Source organism: Capilliphycus salinus ALCB114379 (genome assembly GCF_047276495.1).
Classification (GTDB): domain Bacteria; phylum Cyanobacteriota; class Cyanobacteriia; order Cyanobacteriales; family Microcoleaceae; genus Capilliphycus; species Capilliphycus salinus.
The window spans coordinates 1576559-1593048 of the sequence record NZ_CP178543.1; the positions used below are offsets into that span (position 1 = coordinate 1576559).

Annotated in this window: 11 protein-coding genes; 6 read left to right on the plus strand and 5 right to left on the minus strand. The window is 44.1% G+C overall.

From position 1 onward, the window contains the following. Nucleotides 1-339 precede the first annotated feature (339 nt). Both ACL6C3_RS06540 and ACL6C3_RS06545 read left to right on the plus strand, forming a co-directional pair. Complete coding sequence (locus ACL6C3_RS06540) at nt 340-687, plus strand: hypothetical protein (protein ID WP_413166356.1); 348 nt, start codon at nt 340-342, stop codon at nt 685-687. A gap of 217 nt (nt 688-904) precedes the next feature. Next, on the plus strand, nt 905-1582 hold the full coding sequence (locus tag ACL6C3_RS06545) for a hypothetical protein (protein WP_413166357.1): 678 nt from the start codon (nt 905-907) through the stop codon (nt 1580-1582). A gap of 56 nt (nt 1583-1638) precedes the next feature. Here the strand turns inward: ACL6C3_RS06545 and ACL6C3_RS06550 are convergent, their stop codons facing one another. The 5 genes from ACL6C3_RS06550 to ACL6C3_RS06570 form a co-directional block, all read right to left on the minus strand. Continuing rightward, a complete protein-coding gene (locus tag ACL6C3_RS06550; RefSeq protein WP_413166358.1) occupies nt 1639-3999 on the minus strand; it encodes a heavy metal translocating P-type ATPase in 2361 nt (786 codons plus the stop codon). Between the two features lie 132 nt (nt 4000-4131). Beyond that, nucleotides 4132-4584 (minus strand): D-aminoacyl-tRNA deacylase, encoded by a 453-nt coding sequence (dtd, locus tag ACL6C3_RS06555; RefSeq protein WP_413166359.1) that lies wholly within the window; start codon nt 4582-4584, stop codon nt 4132-4134. A gap of 44 nt (nt 4585-4628) precedes the next feature. Beyond that, nucleotides 4629-5771: a CobW family GTP-binding protein gene (locus tag ACL6C3_RS06560; protein WP_413166360.1), complete on the minus strand. Its 1143-nt coding sequence runs from the start codon at nt 5769-5771 to the stop codon at nt 4629-4631. Between the two features lie 173 nt (nt 5772-5944). Beyond that, entirely contained in the window at nt 5945-6580 is a 636-nt protein-coding gene (locus ACL6C3_RS06565; RefSeq protein WP_413166361.1) for a Uma2 family endonuclease, read from the minus strand. Nucleotides 6581-6693: 113 nt separating this feature from the next. After that, nucleotides 6694-9045 carry a glycosyltransferase family 4 protein gene (locus ACL6C3_RS06570; protein ID WP_413166362.1) on the minus strand — a complete coding sequence of 784 codons (2352 nt, stop codon included), beginning with the start codon at nt 9043-9045 and terminating at the stop codon, nt 6694-6696. A 467-nt stretch (nt 9046-9512) separates the two neighbouring features. On the opposite strand from ACL6C3_RS06570, the gene ACL6C3_RS06575 reads away from it, so the two are divergent. From ACL6C3_RS06575 to ACL6C3_RS06590, 4 genes are all read left to right on the plus strand, one after another. Continuing rightward, nucleotides 9513-10643 carry an AI-2E family transporter gene (locus ACL6C3_RS06575; RefSeq protein WP_413166363.1) on the plus strand — a complete coding sequence of 377 codons (1131 nt, stop codon included), beginning with the start codon at nt 9513-9515 and terminating at the stop codon, nt 10641-10643. Between the two features lie 40 nt (nt 10644-10683). Then, a complete protein-coding gene (locus ACL6C3_RS06580; protein ID WP_413166364.1) occupies nt 10684-11919 on the plus strand; it encodes an FIST signal transduction protein in 1236 nt (411 codons plus the stop codon). Nucleotides 11920-12165: 246 nt separating this feature from the next. After that, the gene (locus ACL6C3_RS06585) at nt 12166-15849 is read left to right on the plus strand and encodes a response regulator (RefSeq protein WP_413166365.1); all 3684 of its coding nucleotides are present in this window, start codon (nt 12166-12168) and stop codon (nt 15847-15849) included. Nucleotides 15850-16111: 262 nt separating this feature from the next. Next, the gene (locus ACL6C3_RS06590; RefSeq protein ID WP_413166366.1) at nt 16112-16489 is read left to right on the plus strand and encodes a response regulator; all 378 of its coding nucleotides are present in this window, start codon (nt 16112-16114) and stop codon (nt 16487-16489) included. Nucleotide 16490 lies beyond the last annotated feature (1 nt).

Consider the following 16490-nt stretch of genomic DNA (forward strand, 5'->3'; position numbering starts at 1 on the left):
TAGACTCTACTCTCTACTCTACTCGGTTGAAGTATAAAGATTGCTCAGTTTGAGTTCTGATTTTTCAGACTTGTTCGAGAAGATTTTATCGGGTGATGTCGCTAGAAATGATCGGACATAATCACCCAATTTTCCGGGGACAATTGACCCGCTCAAACTGGCTAAAAGCATTTTATATTAAACGAGAAAACTCAAACCTGTTGATCCAATGATTCAGAATTAAGCTCGATGAAAAAGTTAGTGACTCGGATGGAAAACTAAAAAACAAACCCGGTTAATTATTCATAGATTTTTCCCTAAAATATTAGTTGTTGATTGTCAATAAATTTGGAGTTTTATATGGCTCGCTACACTGGTTTTTTTGTGATTGGGACTCGGATCGATGAGTTACGACAGATGTTAATTGAAATGTTAGAACCTTGTAATTTAGAGGTGATGTATGAAACGCCGAGTTCAATTATTTGTCGCGAACTCATTGGTCAAGTTCCGGTTCCTCAATTAGTAACTGTAGAAGTGGTATTCGACACGGCGACGTCTACAGAGTCCGAAACCAAAATGACATTAGTGATTAAAAATGAAGAACTTCCTTTACAAGTCAATAATCACTGTCGCCAAATGTTTGAACTGATCAGTCAGTTAATTATCGATAACCGTCAGTGGGATCTCTTAGAAAGTATCGCCATGTAATGGTCAATTCTTACTCGGACTCGAACTTTACATAACTTATCAAATTGATCGAAAAATTAAGAGAGTTCAAATGGGGGGGTGATAACTTTACATTCACCCCCGTTTTGTAAAGGAATGCTGTAAAGAGTTGATAAAGCTTGCGGATATGGGGATCAACAGACAAAGGTGCAATGTATTGTAGAAACAAGCTTTATTGATGTTATAAGAATCTGGAAAAATGAAGAAAAACTCTTGCATCTCTCAACTCACCCGAACAACAATTAGTATTGCTTCTGTTAGTATTGCTTCTGTTAGTATTGCTTCTGTCACCGCGATCGCCATACAACCCGCCCAAGCTGCTAATATTAAAGAATGGAAAATTGACTTTTTTGATAATGCGGGAGAATTAGTTGGGGAAGGAGGTTTTAGCTACAATCTGGATACGGAAAGTTATGTTCCCTACTATTTCTGCGAACCCTTCTGCGATGAATATAGCGGTTTCTACGTGGAAACTGGGCTTAACAGCTTCAACGCCGATTTACCCGGATATAATTGGAGTTTGGGAGATTCTGCGGGTTATTATTGGTGGGATGAAGAAACCAAATCACCCAATAACGCCAGTATTTCTCGCTATGGAATTTATTTCAGCGATGATTCTTGGTTTTTTGGCGATCCCTACTTTGCCGAATATTTCCTCAGAATGGATGGCACCCAAGGATCGGGAAGTTGGAGTCACGCTTTGAGTTACGATTTCTTAAACGAAGATAATGAGGGCGAAGAGGGTTATCTTGGTGGTTTTTATAAATTTTACAACTCCGGAACTTGGGTCGCCACACCCATCCCCGAACCCGCCACTGTATTCGGTTTAATTGCGGTGTTTGGCTTTGGGGTTTTATTCCCGCAAAAACGGCGTTAATGGCGAAAGTTACGAACCCCTTCCCCGCCAAAATTCCGAGAGGAAGGGGTTAAAAATTAGGAAAATTTTCGACGCAATAACAGCGAATTTGTGACCACACTCACCGAACTAAACGCCATAAACGCCCCCGCAGTCGCCGGACTTAAAATAATTCCAAAAGTCGGCAATAACAAACCCGCAGCCACCGGAATTCCTAAGGTATTATAACCAAACGCCCAGAATAAATTTTGGCGAATTTTATTAAACGTTGAACGACTCAAACGAATGGACTCAACCACATCCATTAACGACTCTCGCATCAACACAATATCTGCCGTTTCCATCGCCACATCGGTTCCCGTATGCAAGCCAATTCCCACATTCGCTTGGGCTAACGCGGGGGCGTCATTAATGCCATCCCCAACCATCGCCACACGCTGACCTTGTTGTTGTAAATCGCCAATGGCTTTTGCTTTACCATCCGGTCGCACTTCTGCCAATACATTTTCTGGGGGTAATTCTAATTGTTCCGCAATCGTTTTAGCAACCTCAGCGCGATCGCCCGTTAATATTATCACATTTAATCCGATTTTTTGCAACTGTTTAACGGTTGATTTTGCATCTTCTTTTAAGGGATCGCTAACCGCAATTAAACCGACAAATTGTTTCTCGACGGCGACATAAACCGCAGTTTTTCCGGGGACTTTTGGTGTATGTTCGGGGAATTCAATTCCCTGCTGAATTAACCAGTTTTGATTTCCCACCCAAACCCGTTTACCGTTGACATTGGCGGACACACCCAAACCCGCTTCTGTTTGAAAATCGTCTGCGGAAAGTAGGGATAATTCCCGTTTTTGGGCTTGATTAACGAGCGCTTTGGCGATGGGATGAGTTGAACCTTGTTCGACGGTTGCAGCCAATTGTAAGAGATTTTCAGAAGTCGAATTTTCGTCAATCGACAAACAATCTGTTACCGTCGGATGACCCGTTGTCAGGGTTCCGGTTTTATCAAAAACAACGGTATCGAGTTGATGAACCCGTTCAAGAATATCGCCACCTTTAATTAATAAACCCCGTTCCGCACCGATACCGGAACCGACTAAAATAGCAGTCGGCGTCGCCAAACCCAACGCACAAGGACAAGCAATAACTAACACTGCGACCGCCAACTTCATACTCAATAATAATGAAGCGTGACTCGCCAATTCCGACGCGCCAAAATTAATCACGTCCGGCCATATTTTCGTGCCGATTCCGTACCAAAATAGAAACGTTAACGCCGCCAAACTCATCACGGTATAAGTAAAATATCCGGCAACTTTATCGGCTAAATTTTGAATGGGAGCCTTGCGAGTTTGGGCATTTTCAACTAAACTGACAATGTGAGCTAAAGTGGTATTTTCTGCGGTGCGGGTGGCTTGAATAATAATCGCACCGGACTGATTAATCGTCCCGGCTGAAACCAAATCGCCCGACTGTTTTACCACAGGCATTGACTCGCCGGTTAACATCGATTCATTAACCGTTGTTTTCCCGGAAAATATCTCGCCATCAACGGGAATTTTCTCGCCCGGTAAGACTTGCAAGCATTCCCCAATTCTAACTTTTTCGGCGGGAATTTCAACAGCCTGTTCAATCTTTTTATCGGCTTTATCCTCCTGGGGTTGCGGAACCAAACGCGCCATTGTGGGTTGTAAAGCAATTAAAGACTGTAGCGCATTTGTCGCCCGATGTCTGGCCTGTTGTTCGAGAGTTTTTCCGAGTAAAATAAACCCCAACAACATCACGGGTTCATCAAAGAAACATTCCCAACCCAACTGCGGAAATAACAGGGCTACAAAACTGGTTGTATAAGCCGTTAACGTTCCCAACCCCACCAAAGTATTCATATTGGGAGCGTTTCTCAGCAGGCTACGAATGCCATCAATAATAATCGTTCGACCGGGAAATAACAACGCTATCGTTGCCAAACCCCAGTGAAACCAAATATTATTTAAAATCGGGAGATGACCGAACCCCAAATGATGTAAATGACCAATTCCCGAGAGTAAAATTAATAACCCGCAAGTAACAACCCGACGAATTTGTTGGCGAATTTCTTGACGGTGACGCTGGGCTAAATTTTCACTCGCCTCCGCAGTTTGACGACTCCCGCTTCTGGGTTGAGAAGGAAACCCAGTATCGGTTAATTTTTGGGCGAGTTTTTGAGCGAATTCTTCAGTATCAACGGTGTTCGTTTCGCACTCAACTGTTGCGACTTCTGTAGCCAAATTAACACGAGCGGAAATCACCCCCGTTTGTTGGGTAAGCTGACGTTCAACCGCACTGACACAGCCAGCACATTTCATTCCACCCACATCTAGAATTATCGTTTCTTTCGACTGCTGAGGCGAAGTAGACTCAACTTGTTGAATTTCAGTTTTTGGAGCAAGTTGCATAGATAAAAATTATGACAAATTAATCTTAGTGGTTATGATTTTACCAACCGAATGGCTTCAGGGTCTACCCCCCAAATGTATAAAACTAAAGGTTTAAGCGAATTTTTAGGTAATTTTAAACTCTATAATTTTTTAGCTTTCCCGTTCTAAAATCAGCGTCACCGGGCCGTCATTGTGGATCGAGACTTGCATCATTGCCCCAAACTGGCCTGTTTCGACTTTTAAGCCACTTAAACGCAATTTTTCGACAAATTTATCAAAAAGTTTTTTGGCGGCTTCTGGGGCTGCCGAACGGTCGAAGGATGGACGGCGACCTTTGCGACAGTCTCCGTAGAGGGTAAACTGACTGATGACTAACAGTTCACCCCCAATTTCTTGAACCGATTTTTCCCAACGTCCACTATCGTTATTGGGGTCGGGAAATAGTCGCAAGTCCAAACATTTGCGAGTCATCCAGTCGAGTTCCGCTTCCGTATCCGTTTCCGCAATACCGACCAGTAAATTTAACCCCCTGTTAATTTTACCGATAATTTGACCGTTCACTTCAACTTGAGACGCCGTTACTCGCTGGATAATTACTCGCATTTGTTCAATCTTGACTGAGGAAAACATCAAAAACTAAGGAAAAATTAGGCTTTTCCGAACCCTTTTCCTCTCGCATCGCTGGAAGTTCCCAAACAGTTTTCAAGCTGCGATCGCAAGGTTTCGATATCGATATTTTGACCAATTAAAACCAGTTGGTTTTTCTTCTCGCCTTTCCACTCGGAATCATCGATAGAAAACCGCTTTCCGCTTAAGTGGAAAATGTGGCGTTTTGGACTTTCATCAAACCACATAATTCCCTTCGCCCGAAATACGTTACTCGGGAGTTGGTTATCGAGGAAATATTGAAATTTTCGCAAAGAAAACGGACGATCACTTTGAAAAGAAAGGGAAGTAAACCCATCATTTTCTAAGTGATTGGAATGGTGATGGTGGTGATGTTCGTGATCGTGTTCGTGATGATGATGTTCGTGATCGTGATCGTGGTGATGATGTTCGTGTTCGTGTTCGTGTTCGTGATGATGGTGTTCGTGTTCGTGTTCGTGTTCGTGTTCTTCCAGTTCAAAATAGCGATCGGACTCAAACAAACCGACACTCAAAACTAACGGTAAAGAGACCTGAGATTGAGTTGTTCTCAAAATTCTTGCATCCCGTTTTAGATCGCGAATTCTGACTTCCAAACTATCAACATCGGCTTCATCAACCAAGTCAGTTTTATTCAGAACAATAATATCGCCGTATGCAATTTGACTGTTGGCGGCTTGACTGTTGAATAAATCCAAACTAAAGTTAGCACAATCGACCATAGTCACGATAGAATCAAGCCGGGTCATATCGCGCAATTCTGTTCCTAAAAACGTTAGCGCGACCGGAAGCGGATCGGCGAGTCCAGTGGTTTCTACAACCATGTAATCTACTTTTTCTGGACGTTCCAAAACCTTGTAAACGGCGTTCACCAAATCTTCATTAATGGTACAGCAAACACAACCATTGCTTAACTCGACCATTGTGTTATCTTCATCGGTGGTAACGATCAATTCATTATCAATCCCGATCTCTCCAAATTCATTCACCAAGACTGCGGTTTTTACCCCTTCTTGGTTGGAAAGAATATGATTGAGTAAAGTCGTTTTTCCACTTCCCAAAAAACCTGTAATAATCGTAACAGGTAAACCCCGTTTGGGATCATTCATACTTGATTCGGTGTTGGAAGTAGCAATTGAGGTCATAGCAAACTTACCTGAACGAAAATCTTATATCTTCATAGTTTATCGTATCCTATTGCTTAAAGTGGGTAGATCTGCGCGATTTTTTAAGTTTTCAGTCCGATCTCCCCCGTAACTCGATATTTACAGAGTCGCTTTGGACTCGATCCGAACCTCAACCCCCCGACAATTAATTATTACACAAGTTGGCGTCTAATCCATTGACGAAATTCTCGCACCAAAGTTAAATAATCCATTGTCTCTGCTTGCGTCAGAAAAGTTGTAATTTCATTCAAGGGTAAATTGGGAAAAAACAAACTTTGGTTGGTTGAAATATATTCGGCTTGATTTTGAAGTTGTTTGATGAGTAAACTTTCTCTATTGTAAATCCAAACTTCAGGAACCCCAAGTTCAGCATAAATTTTTAAACGAGTATCGGAACTGCTGGTGATGTCAATTTCAACCACTAAATCCGGGGGAGGATCTTCAACAAAATTCAATCTTTTTTTACCTCTCACTCGTTCAATATTGCGAATATAAAAACATTTATAGGGTTCCGCACCCGTATTTTTAGCTTGTTTAAATGTTGTTGAACCAAGCGGATAAATACTAACCTGTAATTCTTCGGCTAAAGTTTCGACAAAACGACCGATAACTTCTTTATAAAATTCATGTTCTGGAGAAGGAACCATAATTTCTAATTCACCTTGATAATAAGTCAACCGCAAACGTCTTTGTTGGCTGATATCTTTAAGTAAATGTTCGTAGGTTTCCCATCGAATATCGGATAGTTTAATCGAGTCCAAAGCTAACGTTAAATCCTGAGTGTTCATTGTAAGGTTAACTTCCTATCTAGATAAACTTTTATCAAACTCACCTTGTAGGGTGGGTGACAACCGATAATTTTATTCTTGATAGAATCAAGTTTTTGCTGTCACCCACCCTACTAGAAAATCACGGTAAGTAATTGATCAACAACGTGCTTCCAGGTAAAATTATCGGCGACAAATTGGGATAAATTCTGAGAAGCTTGAATTCTGAAACTGGAATTATTAATCATCGCCTCCATCAACTCAATTAAATGTTCGGTATTTGGTTCAAGAAAGAATTTAATATCCCCATTTTTTTCGACGTTCAATTTCAGTTTACTCTCAATTTTCCAAACCAACTCCGGGTGAACAAAATCATCCGTTGAACCGCCATCGGTACAAATAACAGGTAAACCACAAGCCATCGCTTCCAACACCGGAAGATTAAAACCCTCCGCAGAATAAGGCGAAACGTAAGCATCCGCAGCTTGAAAAAGTTCCGCCATTTCTAACGCCGATAAACTCTCGCCAATATAGTGAATTCGTGATTTTATCCGTTCTATTTCTGTTTCCGTTAAAATATCCTTACTCGCTTTTTGAATAGATTCTTTAGACGGAAAAATCGCATCTCTCCCCTTAAGAACCAAGCGAATATTTGAATACTTTTCCGTCAAAATTGCAAACGCTTTCAATAGCCGATCAATCCCCTGGCGTTCATTCCACATCACCCCAATATTGAGGAACACAAAAGCATTATTCCATCCAAATCTTTGCCGCAAAGCTTGACGTTTATCGGGTTTTAAAGGATAATAAATATTGGGATCGAACCCCAACGGAATCACAACAACCCGTTCCGGATCGGCGCCGCTATTGAGAAATCCTTGTTTTGACCAGTGGGAAGCGGTAATAATAATAGTGTCAGAATTGAGATGTGCTTCTCGGAAAGAAGACACTTTCATTCCTCTTAAAATAGACTGGGGAACGCCACCCCATTCGGTACAAGCAAACATCAAGGTTTTTTGACTGCGAGAATTAGCTAAATTGAACGGACAATGCACCCGTAATGTCACATCTGCGGCTTGATTTTCTATTGCAATGGGAATCCGTTTTAACTGCTGTTCCGCTTCGGGAGAAAGCAACCCCTCAACCGCTTTCCAACTGTCGCTAACATAAGCCATATCTTGATGGAAAAGTTGAATATTTTCTCGGCGATGAAGTTCGAGAGTTAGATAGCTGTTAATTAACGCATAGGAATGGGGAATAAACCGCCAACCTTCAACCAACAAACTCAACTTTTTAGTCGAAATTGGAGAAAAATTCTCGCTTAAATGAATCGGCAAACTTTTGTCAGCTTTAAAAACGTTTAAAAGTTTATCTACCGTATGTTTCCAAGTATAATTTTCTCGAACAAATTCCGGTAAAATTTGACTGGCTTGCTGACGAATTTCGGGTTTTTCAATTACCTTTTCCATCAACTCAAGCAAATGTTCCCAGTCGGGATGGAGGAAAAAATGAAGGCGTTGGTTAATAATACGACTTCTATATTTACTGTCAATTTTCAAACTAAAATCGGGGTGAACAAAATCATCCGTCGCACCGCCATTTGTAGAAATGATCGGTAAACCACAAGCCATTGCTTCCAACGCCGATAAATGAAAACCCGAAGCCACATAAGGACAAACATAAGCATCAGCAGCTTGATAAAGTTGCGCCATTTGTTGAAAAGAAAACGTCTCACCAATATAGGCAATATTGGGTTTAATTTTGGCGACTTCAGCATCACTGAGAATACTTTTACTCGCCGTTAAAACCGATTCTTTAGAGGGATATAAAGCCTCGCACCCTTTTAAAACTAACCGGACATGGGGATAACGTTCGACAACAGAAACAAACGCTTTTAACAGGGGACGAATACCGTTTCTATCTTCTAACGGACTAACATTCAAAAAGATAAAATAGTCATCCCAACCCAATTTTTTTCTTAGGCTTTGGCGTTCACTCGGCGCTAAGGGTTTATAAAGATTGGGGTCAACTCCCCAAGGAACAACGGTAATTTTATCCGCTTCTATTCCGCTACGAAGCAATCCTAATTTTGACCAATGAGAAGGCGTAATTAACCTGATATTTGATTTTAAATCAATCGGACTTCCCAAAGGTTTTTTCAGGAAAACTTTATCCAAACCCAGACCCCATTCCGCCAGTGCAAAAACAACCGTTTGGGAAGCTTGCGACGGCGTTAAATTTAACGGTTCAGCCATTCTCAGCGTCACATCGGCGAAAGGATCAATTTCCGTTTTTAGTTTATCAAAATCGGGTTGAACGGTCAAATCAAATAAGTTAACAGCCCGCCAATTTGAGTTAGAATAAGGTAAATCTTCAACCCCCAATTTAAGTTCGGGTCGCCGCAACAGTTCCCCCAGTTGAAATTGATTTGCGATCGCCACAGAATGGGGAAGAAAACGCCAGCCTTCAATCTGAATTTTCATCATTCAAAATTCTCAGAACTTCTCAAAAAAATTATCAGCAAAATCAAGTCAAATTGTAGAAAGAACAAACCCCGATCTTTTCTTATACACTAGAATTGAAAAAATCCAACGGCGAGGGGACAAACCCGGAGCCAATCAAAAAGAAGTTTGAGTTTAACCTTGAAAGGGGAATCTGTTCTCGCTAGAATTAAAGTTTTGATTAAAACCATTTTAAGTCTCGCCCCTGAAAAAACAATCAATAGCGCGTTTAAACCCCTAAAATCTATGGTAAAATCACTCAAGAATTGATGGGTGTTTATTTTCCCCGTTAACTCAATTCAAACGTCCTCAAACCTATCATCATGTTATCCGGCTTCTTGCGACTCCCAATCCGAGAGAAATCATTAACAAAACAGCAAACAGTCGCCAATCAAACCCCTTCAATCCCTGTGAATTGAAAAACCCTGTAATCAATCCCTGAGACTCGACCCATGAGTAATGATGAACGTCCATTAATATCAGATCGTCGCATTACCCTATCACTATCTAACATCGTGCTAGTGTTATTAGCGGTATTGGCTTTAGTGCTGCTTTGGCAGCTTCAAAGTTTAATTGTACTGCTAATGATCTCGGTCGTTCTCGCCGCTTCAATTGTACCCCTAGTAGACTGGGCCGAAGCGAAAAAAATCCCCCGTTGGTTAGCCGTCATATTAGTTTATTTAACCCTAATCGCCGGATTAACCGGATTTGGTTTGGTCGTTGGCCCCCGCGTCTTCGACCAAATCAGTTTATTAGTGCGCCAACTCCCCCTATTTTCCGAACGAATTGTCGATCTGGCCAGCGCCTTAGCCAGTCGCCTCGGCGAAGACACCCCCGCATTAGTCGAAGATCTGATCGATACCCAATCTGTCACCAACTGGGTAATTCGTTCCAGCCAACAACTTCTAGTGCGCTCTTACAGCATTACACGGGGTATCGTCGGGGGAGTCTTCAGCCTAATTATTGCCCTGTTCCTCTCCGGGTACATGGTCGCCGATAGCAAAACCCTAATCAAAAGCTTAGTGCAGCTATTCCCCTATCCCTGGAACGAACGCCTGGAGGCCCAAGTCGGCCAAGTCAGCCGCCGCATGGGGGGATACATTCGCGGACGCCTGCTCGTTTCTGGAATTTTAGGCGTTGCCACCACAATGGGGTTAGGATTTTTAGGACTGCCCGAATTTGCACTGGGTTTGGGAGCAATTGCAGGCGTCACCAACCTCATCCCCTTTCTCGGGCCAATTCTCGGAGCCATACCCGCCCTGATTGTCGCCCTCGCCAAAGGAGGATTTTTGTTTTTCTGGGTGCTTCTACTGTACGTGATCGTTCAAAACGTGGAAACCTACGTTCTCGATCCCCTATTGGTCGGAACAACCGTCGGAGTCCATCCTTTGTTCCAACTGTTGTCTGTTTTGGGGGGAGTACAAGTGTTAGGAATCCTGGGTGCTTTAATTGTTCCCCCTTGGTTTGCAGGAGTCGCCGCCCTCGTCGAAAACCTCTACTTAAAACCCAAAGAAGAACAAGAAAAGCTCAAAAAAACTCAGCAAGCAAAGGCATTAACCCTCACCCCCGAAAAACCCGGATAAACCTTGAAGCCCTGCGGTGAGAACTGCACTCTTGAAACCCATGAAATTGGAAACCTTTTTCTGGCATCCTCAAAACGGATGGTCAGTTAAAACCCTTCCGGCCCTCGACTCCGAACGGACCTTAGTCTTAGTCTTTGGTGCGGCGGAGTTGATCGACCACCTTGATCCCATTCAATACCTGCAACAAACCTATCCCCAGTCTCACCTGATCGGCTGTTCAACCGCCGGAGAAATCTTTGATAACCGTTTATTCGATCGCACCCTCTCGGTCGCCGTCGTCCAGTTTGAACAGACTCACCTGTGCAGCGCCAGTTGTTCGATCGATCTCAGTCAAGATCTTCCCAGCGCCGAGTCCTATCGCGCCGGACGAACCCTCGGCCAAAAACTCAATTCAAAGGACTTGCGAGGTTTATTCCTTCTCGCCGATGGACTCTTGGTTAATGGTAGCGAACTGATTCGCGGCTTGAACTCCATCATTAACCCCCGTTCCCAACCCTCCCGAAACGTAACCATTACCGGAGGATTGGCAGCAGATCACCACCAGTTTCAGCAAACCTGGGTCCTCGCCGAAGGCGTTCCTCGCACCGGGGCGGTGACGGCGGTGGGGTTTTATGGAAAACACATTCAAATCGGTTTTGGATCTCAGAGCGGATGGACGATTTTTGGCCCAGAACGTCGGGTCACTCGCTCCAAGCATAATATTCTCTACGAACTCGATGGCAAACCCGCCCTGCAACTCTATAAAGAATATTTGGGCGTACAGGCGCGAGATTTGCCCACAACGGCCTTATTTTTTCCTTTGGCGGTTCATACCCCATCGACTCGCAAAGCCACCGTTAGAACCCTTGTTAGCCTCGATGAGGATACCCAGTCGATGCGCTTGAGCGGTAATATTCCCCAAGGCGCCCTGACTCAATTAATGCGGGGAAATTATGAGCGACTCGTCGATGGGGCTTTGGCTGCGGCTTTGGTCAGTCGTCACCACATTCAACGTCAGATCAACGCCTGGGATGAGAAACCCTGCAACGGTTCTAGCGCTTGGCCTTCGCCTACACTGGCGATCGCGATCAGCGGTTCGGGACGCCGGCTGGTTTTAGGGGAGCGAACAGAAGAAGAACTAGAAGTTACACTGGAAGAGTTACCCGCCCAAACCCAACAAATTGGCTTTTATTCCTACGGCGAATTTGCTCCTTCTGGGATGGAAACTCTCTGTCAACTTCACAATCAAACTATGACTTTAACCATTATTCGAGAAAATCCCAACATCAGCCCGTAAACGGTTCTCAATTCTCAATTGCTGCTTACTGCTGATGCTTGACTCCCAATCTCACAATCAAATAAATCAATCTTCTGACAGCCCGCGATGTCACAATATTCCTCTCAATTTGACCCACTGTCAGGACCAAAACATCTATAAACCGCTCTGTCTTCACAGACATTAACCAAGCTGAAACCCTTGCATGATTGCCTCTTAACTTTTGCTTTTTGCCCGTTGCCTTTTAGCCAATCATTACCAGGAACTATGCATCCTTTGCTCCAGCGTCAACTCAAACGGCTCGATCTTAGCGAAAATACGCCTCCAACTCATGCTATCGCATGGCAGGAATTTCTCGATCGCATCAGTCGCAGCTACACCGAAGCCGATCAAGAGCGGTATCTGATGGAACGCTCCCTGACGCTTTCTTCTCGGGAAATGTTACAACTCTACGAGCAGCAACGCCAGGAAACCGAAACTCGTTTGGCCACCGAACGCGATCGCCTGCAAGCGGTGATCAGTTCTTTGGGGGCGGGATTGTGTATTCTTGATCCCAATGGTTGTTTGCTGTCGATGAACCCGGAAGCCGAGCGGTTGTTGGGATGGAAACAAGCCGAACTTCTCGGTCAGCCTTTATTAAAACGCATTGCTCCCCATTCTCAACTGTCTTTAGTTGATTTTCCTTGTACTTTTACTGATTGTGGTAATTCTTCTTCTCCCGTTTCTCCCGAACTCCGAATTTTAAAATCGAGCGACGATCAATTTCGCTGTAAAAATGATACCATTTTAGCGGTTTCTTACGTTCTGAATCCGATTGTAGATGAGGAAACGCTTTTGGGTGCGGTGTTGGTTTTTCTCGATATTACCGATCGCAAACGCGCCCAACTCGAAGCCGAGCGATCGCTGTCTTTGTTACAGGCAACTTTTAATGCAACCGATGCCGGAATTGTTGCTTTGGATCGGGCGGGAAAAGTTTCTAATTTTAATCAGAAATTTGTCGAAATGTGGCAAATTCCTGAGGAAATGTTACAGTCGCCCCACGAACAATCGGCCCTGACGTTTGTTTTGCGAAAACTCAAACATCCGCCCCGGTTTCTCCACACCGTTATGCAGTTGTCGGCCGACCCCAAAACCCCTACTTATGATATTGTAGAATTTAAAGATGGTCGGATTTTTGAAGTGTATTCTCACCCGTCTAAAGTGGGAGAAAAAATCGTCGGTCGCGTCTGGAGTTTTCGCGATATTACCGAACGAAAACGGGTTGAAAAATATTTAAAAAACCGGGTTGAATTTGAACAGCTTTTAACCAATTTATCGACTTATTTTATAAGCTTAAGCACCGATGAAATCGACAACGGAATCGAACAAGCGCTGCAAAAAATTAGCACATTTATTGGCGTAGATCGGGCTTATATTTATTTATTTCCTGATGAAGAAATGGAGATGAAATCCCTCTACGAGTGGACGACGTTAAAAGCAAACGAAGCGTCAAAAGAATCAGCCCAAGCAACGCCGAAAACCTCTCCGCTACTGAATATCCTCGAACATCGACTCAAACCGATCATTGGCGAAGAAAAGCTAAATGCGGCAAAAATTCCTTGGATTACCGAACAACTCAATCAGCTTAAAACCATTCATTGTTTAACCCACGAGTTGCCAGAAACCGCCCACAATGACTTACAATATTTGCAACAATTTCATTCGACAAATTGGCGGTCAACTTCTAGAAATAATTTGCTAGAAGACCTACAACACCTAACAATTATCCCGCTAGTTTGTAGTAAATCAGTGGTCGGATTTTTGCGGTTTGATGCCATCAATTCAGCCTTTGCTTGGTCATCGGACAGCATCGCTTTATTAAAAATGGTGGCGGAAATGTTTTCTAACGCCATAGAACGCAAACGAACCGAAGCCGTTCTTCGACAAACCGAAGCCAAATATCGAAGCATCTTTGAAAACGCCGCCGAAGGCATTTGTCAAACCACTCCCCAAGGACGTTATCTGAGTGCCAATCCCGCTTTAGCCCGAATTTTGGGCTATGCCACACCCGAAGACTTAATAGAAGCGATCGTCGATATTAGCAAACAAGTTTATGTTAAACCCAATCGACGGGCCGAATTTATCGCCGAAATGCAAGCCAATCCAGTCGTTTCCGGGTTTGAATCCCAAGTGTACCGTCAAGATGGTAGCATAATATGGATCTCCGAAAATGCTCGGGCGGTACGGGACAGCATGGGGCGAATTGTCTGTTATGAAGGCACCGTCGAAGACATTACCGAAAGCAAAGAAGCCTCCGTTGCCCTCAAACAAGCCAAAGAAGCCGCAGTCGCCGCCAGTCGAGCCAAAAGCACTTTCCTGGCTAATATGAGCCACGAACTGCGAACGCCCCTCAATGCAATTATTGGCTACAGTGAAATTTTAACCGAAGAAGCCGAAGATTTGGGCTACCGAGATCTAATTCCCGATTTAAACCGAATTTGCACCGCCGGACGCAATCTGCTGAGTCTAATTAATGATATTCTCGATATTTCCAAAATCGAAGCGGGTCGGATGGATTTATATCTCGAAGATTTTAGTCTTTCAGTCCTGATCGAGAGTGTGATTTCTACGGCTCAACCCCTCGTCGATCGCAATGGTAACACCTTAGAAGTCGAATGTAGCGATCAAATAGAAACCCTATACGCCGATGTGACCAAAGTGCAGCAGATTTTATTAAATTTGCTCAGTAATGCGGCTAAATTTACCACAGCCGGACAGATCAAATTAAAAATCTCACCGCTACCCCCAACACCCGAAAATGAAGACTCCGACACGGAGAATTTAACCCCTTCCTACATTCAGTTTCAAGTCAGCGATACCGGAATTGGAATGAGTCCCGAACAATTAGAAATGCTGTTTCAACCCTTTACTCAAGGCGACGCCTCGACAACCCGCCGTTATGGAGGGACAGGACTGGGGTTAACCATTAGCCAACGCTTTTGTCAAATGATGGGGGGAACTATTACGGTAGAAAGTGAATTGGATCACGGTTCAACCTTTACGATCATTCTCCCGACACGAGTCACAGATCAAAACCAGGAGAGTACAACCGTTATGGATGAGTCCGACGACGAGGAGGAGGAAGGGGAAACACCCGGAGTTACTCCCGTTAACGATGAATCTGTTCCGGCGATCGCCAAGACAGCCGAGCCAGCCAATACCATTTTAGTGATTGATGACGATCCGATGGCGCGAGATTTAATCGTGCGATCGCTGACCCGGGAAGGGATGAAAATAGAAACCGCATCTTCGGGAGAAGAAGGACTCACGATCGCCAGAGAACTCCATCCCGACGCCATAACCTTGGATATAATGATGCCAAGTCTCAATGGTTGGACGGTATTATCGGCCCTCAAAGCCGATCCGGAGTTAGCCGATATTCCGGTGATCGTGTTATCGTTCATCAGCAATAAAACCAGGGGTTTCGCCTTGGGTGCGTCGGACTATTTGATCAAACCCGTCGATGGAAAACGTCTGGCGAACTTGGTGTGTAAGTATCAAGCTCAACGACACAATTGCGATCGCAGTACAGTCAATCCGATTTTAATCGTCGAAGACGATCCGGACACCCGGCGTCTACTGCGACAACTCTTGGAACGGGAGGGCTGGCAAGTTTGTGAAGCCGAAGACGGCCAAGCCGCTTTGAAACACGGGGGCGAAAATACGCCCAGTCTAATTTTACTGGATTTGGTCTTGCCTCAAATCAGCGGTTTCGAGCTAATCGATCTTTGGCGAAATAGCCCCCAATGGGCGAGCATTCCGATTATTGTGATTACCGCAATGGACTTGAGCGGCCAAGAAAGTTCCCAACTGCAAGGGTGTGTCGAACAAATACTGCAAAAGGGAAGTTATAACTGTGACGATCTGTTGCGCGATATTCAGCGGCTAGTCAATGCCAGTCTCAATTATTAGCATCAAGCGGTTGTTTGATGGCTTGGACTCTAGATCTGCTCCCTCAATCTTCAACACTGGGAAAAATATCGGGACTGGGGACGGTTGAAAAAACGTAATGACTACCCAGAGGGGGCGATCGGGGGCGACGATCAAATTATGGGTATTGTTCGGTACAACAGCCGAACTCTACCAAAATCTCTGTGAGATAATGCTAGGGTGAAAACATCATTTTTAATTTCCCCAAGTCCCTATACTCAACTGTCAACGCTCAAATCAGATCATGGCTAAGATTTTGTTGGTTGAAGATAACGAAATGAACCGAGATATGCTCAAACGCCGTCTCACCCGGAAGGGATATGATGTCTTGATCGCGGTTGATGGCGCCCAAGGAGTAGAACTGAGTCGCTCTGATCAGCCTGATATTATACTCATGGATATGAGTTTACCCGTGATGGATGGATGGCAAGCCACACGGGAAATTAAAAGCTATGGTAAGACGAACAATATACCCGTGATCGCTCTGACGGCTCACGCGATGGCCGGCGATCGCGAAAAGTGTATTGCTGCCGGATGCGATGATTACGACACAAAACCCCTAGAATTTCCGCGACTGTTAGAAAAAATAGAAACCTTGTTAAAAAAAGCAGCAACTCCCTGAG

What these genes read in the sequence shown, in the direction of transcription:
- ACL6C3_RS06550 (WP_413166358.1), bottom strand. Translation starts at nt 3,999, where the DNA reads ATGCAACTTGCTCCAAAAACTGAAATTCAACAAGTTGAGTCTACTTCG.
- ACL6C3_RS06575 (WP_413166363.1), top strand. Translation starts at nt 9,513, where the DNA reads ATGAGTAATGATGAACGTCCATTAATATCAGATCGTCGCATTACCCTA.
- ACL6C3_RS06570 (WP_413166362.1), bottom strand. Translation starts at nt 9,045, where the DNA reads ATGATGAAAATTCAGATTGAAGGCTGGCGTTTTCTTCCCCATTCTGTG.
- ACL6C3_RS06545 (WP_413166357.1), top strand. Translation starts at nt 905, where the DNA reads ATGAAGAAAAACTCTTGCATCTCTCAACTCACCCGAACAACAATTAGT.
- ACL6C3_RS06590 (WP_413166366.1), top strand. Translation starts at nt 16,112, where the DNA reads ATGGCTAAGATTTTGTTGGTTGAAGATAACGAAATGAACCGAGATATG.
- ACL6C3_RS06565 (WP_413166361.1), bottom strand. Translation starts at nt 6,580, where the DNA reads ATGAACACTCAGGATTTAACGTTAGCTTTGGACTCGATTAAACTATCC.
- ACL6C3_RS06585 (WP_413166365.1), top strand. Translation starts at nt 12,166, where the DNA reads ATGCATCCTTTGCTCCAGCGTCAACTCAAACGGCTCGATCTTAGCGAA.
- ACL6C3_RS06560 (WP_413166360.1), bottom strand. Translation starts at nt 5,771, where the DNA reads ATGACCTCAATTGCTACTTCCAACACCGAATCAAGTATGAATGATCCC.
- dtd (WP_413166359.1), bottom strand. Translation starts at nt 4,584, where the DNA reads ATGCGAGTAATTATCCAGCGAGTAACGGCGTCTCAAGTTGAAGTGAAC.
- ACL6C3_RS06540 (WP_413166356.1), top strand. Translation starts at nt 340, where the DNA reads ATGGCTCGCTACACTGGTTTTTTTGTGATTGGGACTCGGATCGATGAG.
- ACL6C3_RS06580 (WP_413166364.1), top strand. Translation starts at nt 10,684, where the DNA reads ATGAAATTGGAAACCTTTTTCTGGCATCCTCAAAACGGATGGTCAGTT.